Origin of the sequence: Okeania sp. SIO2B3, assembly GCF_010672525.1 — a bacterium.
Classification (GTDB): Bacteria; Cyanobacteriota; Cyanobacteriia; order Cyanobacteriales; family Microcoleaceae; genus Okeania.
Window position 1 is genome coordinate 1 of sequence record NZ_JAAHGH010000203.1, and the last position, 4,688, is coordinate 4,688.

The 4,688-nt window shown below is 40.2% G+C and carries 5 protein-coding genes and 3 pseudogenes; 7 read left to right on the forward strand and 1 reads right to left on the reverse strand.

Annotated features, from left to right (window positions below; all coding sequences use genetic code 11):
* Nucleotides 1-132: 132 nt before the first annotated feature.
* Complete coding sequence (locus F6K15_RS37405; RefSeq protein ID WP_293071098.1) at nt 133-1,140, reverse strand: group II intron maturase-specific domain-containing protein; 1,008 nt, start codon at nt 1,138-1,140, stop codon at nt 133-135.
* 900 nt (nt 1,141-2,040) lie between these two features.
* Here F6K15_RS37405 and F6K15_RS37410 point away from each other — a divergent pair.
* The 7 genes and pseudogenes from F6K15_RS37410 to F6K15_RS37440 all read left to right on the forward strand — a co-directional run.
* A pseudogene (locus F6K15_RS37410) lies at nt 2,041-2,388 on the forward strand (RNA-guided endonuclease InsQ/TnpB family protein); the annotation flags it as partial.
* A gap of 77 nt (nt 2,389-2,465) precedes the next feature.
* Nucleotides 2,466-2,711, forward strand: coding sequence for an HNH endonuclease (locus F6K15_RS37415; RefSeq protein ID WP_363269541.1), 246 nt, complete (start codon nt 2,466-2,468; stop codon nt 2,709-2,711).
* 58 nt (nt 2,712-2,769) lie between these two features.
* Nucleotides 2,770-2,883: a helix-turn-helix domain-containing protein gene (locus F6K15_RS37420; RefSeq protein WP_293057464.1), complete on the forward strand. Its 114-nt coding sequence runs from the start codon at nt 2,770-2,772 to the stop codon at nt 2,881-2,883.
* Nucleotides 2,884-2,968: 85 nt separating this feature from the next.
* Nucleotides 2,969-3,232 carry a hypothetical protein gene (locus F6K15_RS37425; protein ID WP_293071100.1) on the forward strand — a complete coding sequence of 88 codons (264 nt, stop codon included), beginning with the start codon at nt 2,969-2,971 and terminating at the stop codon, nt 3,230-3,232.
* 54 nt (nt 3,233-3,286) lie between these two features.
* A complete protein-coding gene (locus F6K15_RS37430) occupies nt 3,287-3,925 on the forward strand; it encodes an RNA-guided endonuclease TnpB family protein (protein ID WP_293071102.1) in 639 nt (212 codons plus the stop codon).
* A gap of 139 nt (nt 3,926-4,064) precedes the next feature.
* Nucleotides 4,065-4,133: pseudogene (locus F6K15_RS39195) on the forward strand (HNH endonuclease); the annotation flags it as partial.
* A gap of 125 nt (nt 4,134-4,258) precedes the next feature.
* Nucleotides 4,259-4,688: pseudogene (locus F6K15_RS37440) on the forward strand (RNA-guided endonuclease TnpB family protein); the annotation flags it as partial.

A 4,688-nucleotide genomic window follows, 5' to 3' on the forward strand; every position in this document is an offset into this window, starting at 1 on the left:
ATTTTTTAACCGGAACTACCTAAAAGCTAGCACTTTTTGATACCTAAAAATCTTCAAACCTTTATGTGTAAAAACTTTGAGATTTAATCAGCAATCCCTAATTATTCATTATTCATTATTCATTATTCATTATTAAAAGGTAGTTTTAGTATCGTGGCAATGTCGGTGCAACAATTGTTTATTCTTATATGTGTTGTCACCACCTTTAGACCTTGGAATTATATGGTCAACTTCCAGTAGGTCAGTTGGTCTGAAGGTTAGTCCACAAGATGCGCATTTATTCTTTTGCCGTTTTAACAGCGTTGTAACTTCTTTCCTTACGCCTGGATATTTACCGATTCTATTACTCCAATAAGTCCAGTCGCCGTCATAAGGGGATTTATTACCTTTCACTTTAATGTGTCTTACAATAGGAACATCGGAGTGTTGGCTTAATATATATTCACCGTCATTAAGTACCCAATTCCTGGTTTCTTTGCAGCCAGAGAAATACTTTTTCTTTACCCATTTAGCCGACTTATTTGGATGCCTTCTACTTGTCCATCTCCATAATCTCTTCCATAAGAGGTGGTCAATTTTAGTTAATACCTCTTTACTGACTACGCTTGAATAGTAGTTAGCCCATCCCCTAATTACCGGATTTAGTTTAACTATTAATGCTTTAGTGGGAACATTTTTGTGAGAATCACATATACTCGCTAATTTCCGATAATAGGTTTTTATACTCTTAGAAGATGGTTTAATCAGCGTTTTAAATCCTTGTTTGGTTGTCTTGACTTTCCATTGCCTGATTGTAAAACCTAAGAAGTCAAACCCAGGTTGATTTCCTTCATATTCTTCTAAGGTATGGGCAATTTTGGTTTTCTCTGGTTTTAGTTCTAATCCTACCTGGTTTAACCATTCCTGTATTACGTTTTTTGCTTGTAATACTACTTTGATGTCTTCGTGTAGGATAACGAAGTCATCAGCATAGCGTACTATGGTAAGATCTTGACATTTCATTTGCCAACTCTTCTGACGACCTGTTTTTGGGTCTTTAAGGTCAATGGTTTTGGCAAATTCCATTAATCTTTCTTCCATACCGTGTAAGGCGATGTTAGCTAGTAGAGGACTTATCACCCCTCCCTGTGGTGTACCCACCCCCATCCCCTCCCGGGAGGGGAGCCAGAGGGGTGGGTGGAATTGATTATTATCAAACACCCCAGACTTTAACCATTGTTTAATTAGAGGTTTCCTCGTTCCCTTATTCCTTTATTACGGCTGATTTAGTGAGGTAAAGTCTCCCGGAGGGTGCGATATGATTGTTGATATTACCAACCAAATAGCAATATCCATTGACCCTCTGACTTTCGTCCTACATCCCATAGCTACCTTTGGAATGGTTAGCCTTGACGAGAGTTTAATTACCTTCCTGTTCGTCCACTTGTCAGCCTCTGCTTGCGGTATCGTTCCTGGTAACTGGTATTGTCCCGCGTTTAAGCCAGCTTCGGAGGTTGATGTTCAGTCTCTACTCCGTGGCCTATGCTGTCAACCCAACAACAAGGCGGATGGAATTTCACCACCAAGGTAATAAGAGTTATTCACAAGTCGAGGTTGTCCTCATGTGTTGACTTGGAACGGCCGTTTATACTCAGTTTCACTGGTTTAGTGGCCAACGAGTCGCACTTAGTCAAAGGCTCCAATGAATTTATATTGAGTAGTTTATAGGAGAGTTGTGTATTATAACAAACAAATATCACTAGCTTTTTACCGGCAAAGTGCTATGGAGCTTGAAAGACCTTTTGCCTTAGAGAAGATATAATGAAGATATAATATGTTTGTTTTAACAGAATTTCGGGCAGAATTCTCTCATCCTCTAAAGGTTAGGGATGAATGCCCTATAAATAAACTGCGTAGCATCCAATACGCAATTTTATCTAAATGTTGGCATTTATACCCGCGCTCTCCGCAGATCGGGAGCGGAGGGATGGGAATGCCAATCAATAAGAGCGGTTTCACACATAATATGTTAAAATGTACTAATTTTTTAGTAAGCAGTAAATGGTTGAGAAAGCGTACAAGTTTAGGTTCTACCCAACTCCAGAACAGGAGAATCTGTTGCGGAAGACATTGGGCTGTGTGCGTTTAATCTACAACAAAGCTTTAGCTGCCAGAACTCAAGCTTGGTATGAACACAAGGAAAGAGTAAGCTACAAGCAAACTTCAGCTATGCTGACTCACTGGAAAAAACAGGAAGATTTAGATTTCCTAAAAGAAGTAAGCAGTGTAACATTACAGCAAGGCTTGAGACATCTACAAACAGCTTTTCCTGCGGAATGCTGCGCAAACACTAACTTTTTTAGTGGACGTACTAAGTATCCTAACTTTAAAAAAAAGCGTACCGCAGGGGACAAGGTCGCATCAACAAAGATAAATACTGGAGAACGGTAGAAAATCGTAAATGGTGCTTCTGCACCGAAGATGGAATGGAGTTAATAACCCATGCTAGTACACCTATAATCAGACATACAAAAGTCAAAGGTAAAGCTAGTCCATACAACGGTGATTGGAATTACTGGAGTAAGCGACGTGGAGAATACCCTGGTACTCCTTCAAGAGTAACCAAATTAATTAAGAAACAAAAGGGAATTTGCACACACTGTGGTTTAAGCTTTACAAGCGAAGACCTACTAGAAGTTGACCACATCATACCTAAAAGCAAGGGTAATTAACAGCTTGACATAATCTATGATTATCTAGTATTATCTCTGATAATCTATATTTGATTTTATGCTACTAGGATTCAAAACCGAGTTACACCCAAATAATAAACAAAAAACCTTGCTGGCTAAACACGCGCTTTGTAGCTCGTCATGCTTACAACTGGGGATTATGGCTAACTAGAAACATCCTTAATCACAATTCCAATAATCCTGAAAGTAAACTTAAATTTCCTAGTGCTATCGATTTGCACAAACTATTAGTAGCAATGGTTAAACCTAATAACTATTGGTATTATGAAGTTTCTAAGTGTGCCCCCCAATATGCTTTAAGGTACTTATCATCAGCTTGGAAACGTTGTTTTGCCAAAATATCGGGAGTGCCTAAATTCAAGAAAAAAGGTAGAGATGATAGTTTTACTTTAGACGGTTCAATATCAGTAGGTTTTCATCAGATTAAATTACCAAGAATTGGGTGGATTAAAACTCATGAAGTTTTACCAGATAACGTTACTCCTAAATCTGTAACTTAAGCCAAGAAAGCTGATAGATGGTTTGTCAGTTTCAAAGTAGAAAGAGAATCTCAAATTACTGAGAAATCAGTAGATGTAGTTGGTGTAGATTTAGGAATTAAAACTTTAGCAACATTGTCAACAGGGGAAGTGTTTGATGGTGCGCTGAGTTACAAAAAGTTAGAATCTAAACTATCACGATTGCAATACCTAAATAGGCATAAAACTAAGTTTTCCAACAACTGGAAAAAAGCACAGCTAAAAATAGCGAGGTTACACAAAAAGGTAGCCGATATCAGGAAAGATACATTGCATAAACTAACAACCTATTTGGCTAAAAACCACAACCCACCCCCATCCCCTCCCGGGAGGGGAGCTAGAGGGGTGGGTGAAGACCTGAATGTATCAGGAATGATGGCAAATCATAAGTTAGCTAAGGCAGTTGCCGATATGGGTTTTTACGAGTTCAGAAGACAATTAGAGTACAAGTGTCAGTTATTAGGTTCTGAGTTAATCATAGTTGATAGATGGTTTCCCAGTTCTAAAACCTGTTCTAACTGTGGAACTGTAAAAGAGTCTCTGTTGTTATCAGAGCGCATTTTCAATTGCGAACACTGCAATTTTAGTTGTGATTGCTCCGCAACGCTAGCGCGAACGAGACTTGAATGCAGCGTTAAATTTAGCTATGGCGGTCAGTTTGCTCCGCAACGCTAGCGCGAACGGCCGTGACAGCCTGTGGACTGGATAACGCCGACGTTGCCAGATAGAAACAGGAATAGAACAGATAATCATAGATTTCTATAGATTATCATAGGTTTCTAAGAACGGTGGAAAGGATACATTCAGTAACCTACAACTTCTACATAGACATTGCCACGACTCAAAAACGGCATCAGATGGTTCCAACTTCAAGGAGCTATGACGATAACCCGTTGGTTTCTCGTATCTATGACAAGGATGGAGTTATCGAGGAGCCGGATGAGGTGAAAGTCTCACGTCCGGTTTTGAAGGAGAGTTGGAAGTCGGAAGGCTTCCTTCGACTCTAACACTCAACTAATCAGAGAAAATCAAACTGTTGTAGTTGAGGAAATAGCCGTAAAAAATATGGTCAAAAAGCGGTGCGACCCCGCGACGACGCCAGCTCGTTTGCGGAACGCGCACCAAGAGACCATAAATTAGCTAGAGCAATAAGTGATGCCAACTGGTCCGAATTAGTCAGGCAATTAGAGTATAAGGCTGATTGGTATGGCCGAGAGTTAATCAAAATTGATAGATATTTCCCTAGTTCGCGCGCGTTGCTCTAGTTGTGGGCACACAGTAGAAAAATTACCATTAAACATTAGAGAGTGGGATTGTCCAGAGTGTGCAGCTCACCATGACAGGGACATAAACGCTTCGATAAACATTTTGCGGATGGGAACCCGCGTCGGCGAAAGACGCAAGCGGTCAGACCCCGCGCCGCCGATAGGCGCAAGGG

Bases quoted from the DNA above. Each gene is read 5' to 3' on its own strand.
- F6K15_RS37415 (WP_363269541.1), top strand. From the start codon at position 2,466: ATGGAGTTAATAACCCATGCTAGTACACCTATAATCAGACATACAAAA.
- F6K15_RS37420 (WP_293057464.1), top strand. From the start codon at position 2,770: ATGCTACTAGGATTCAAAACCGAGTTACACCCAAATAATAAACAAAAA.
- F6K15_RS37425 (WP_293071100.1), top strand. From the start codon at position 2,969: ATGGTTAAACCTAATAACTATTGGTATTATGAAGTTTCTAAGTGTGCC.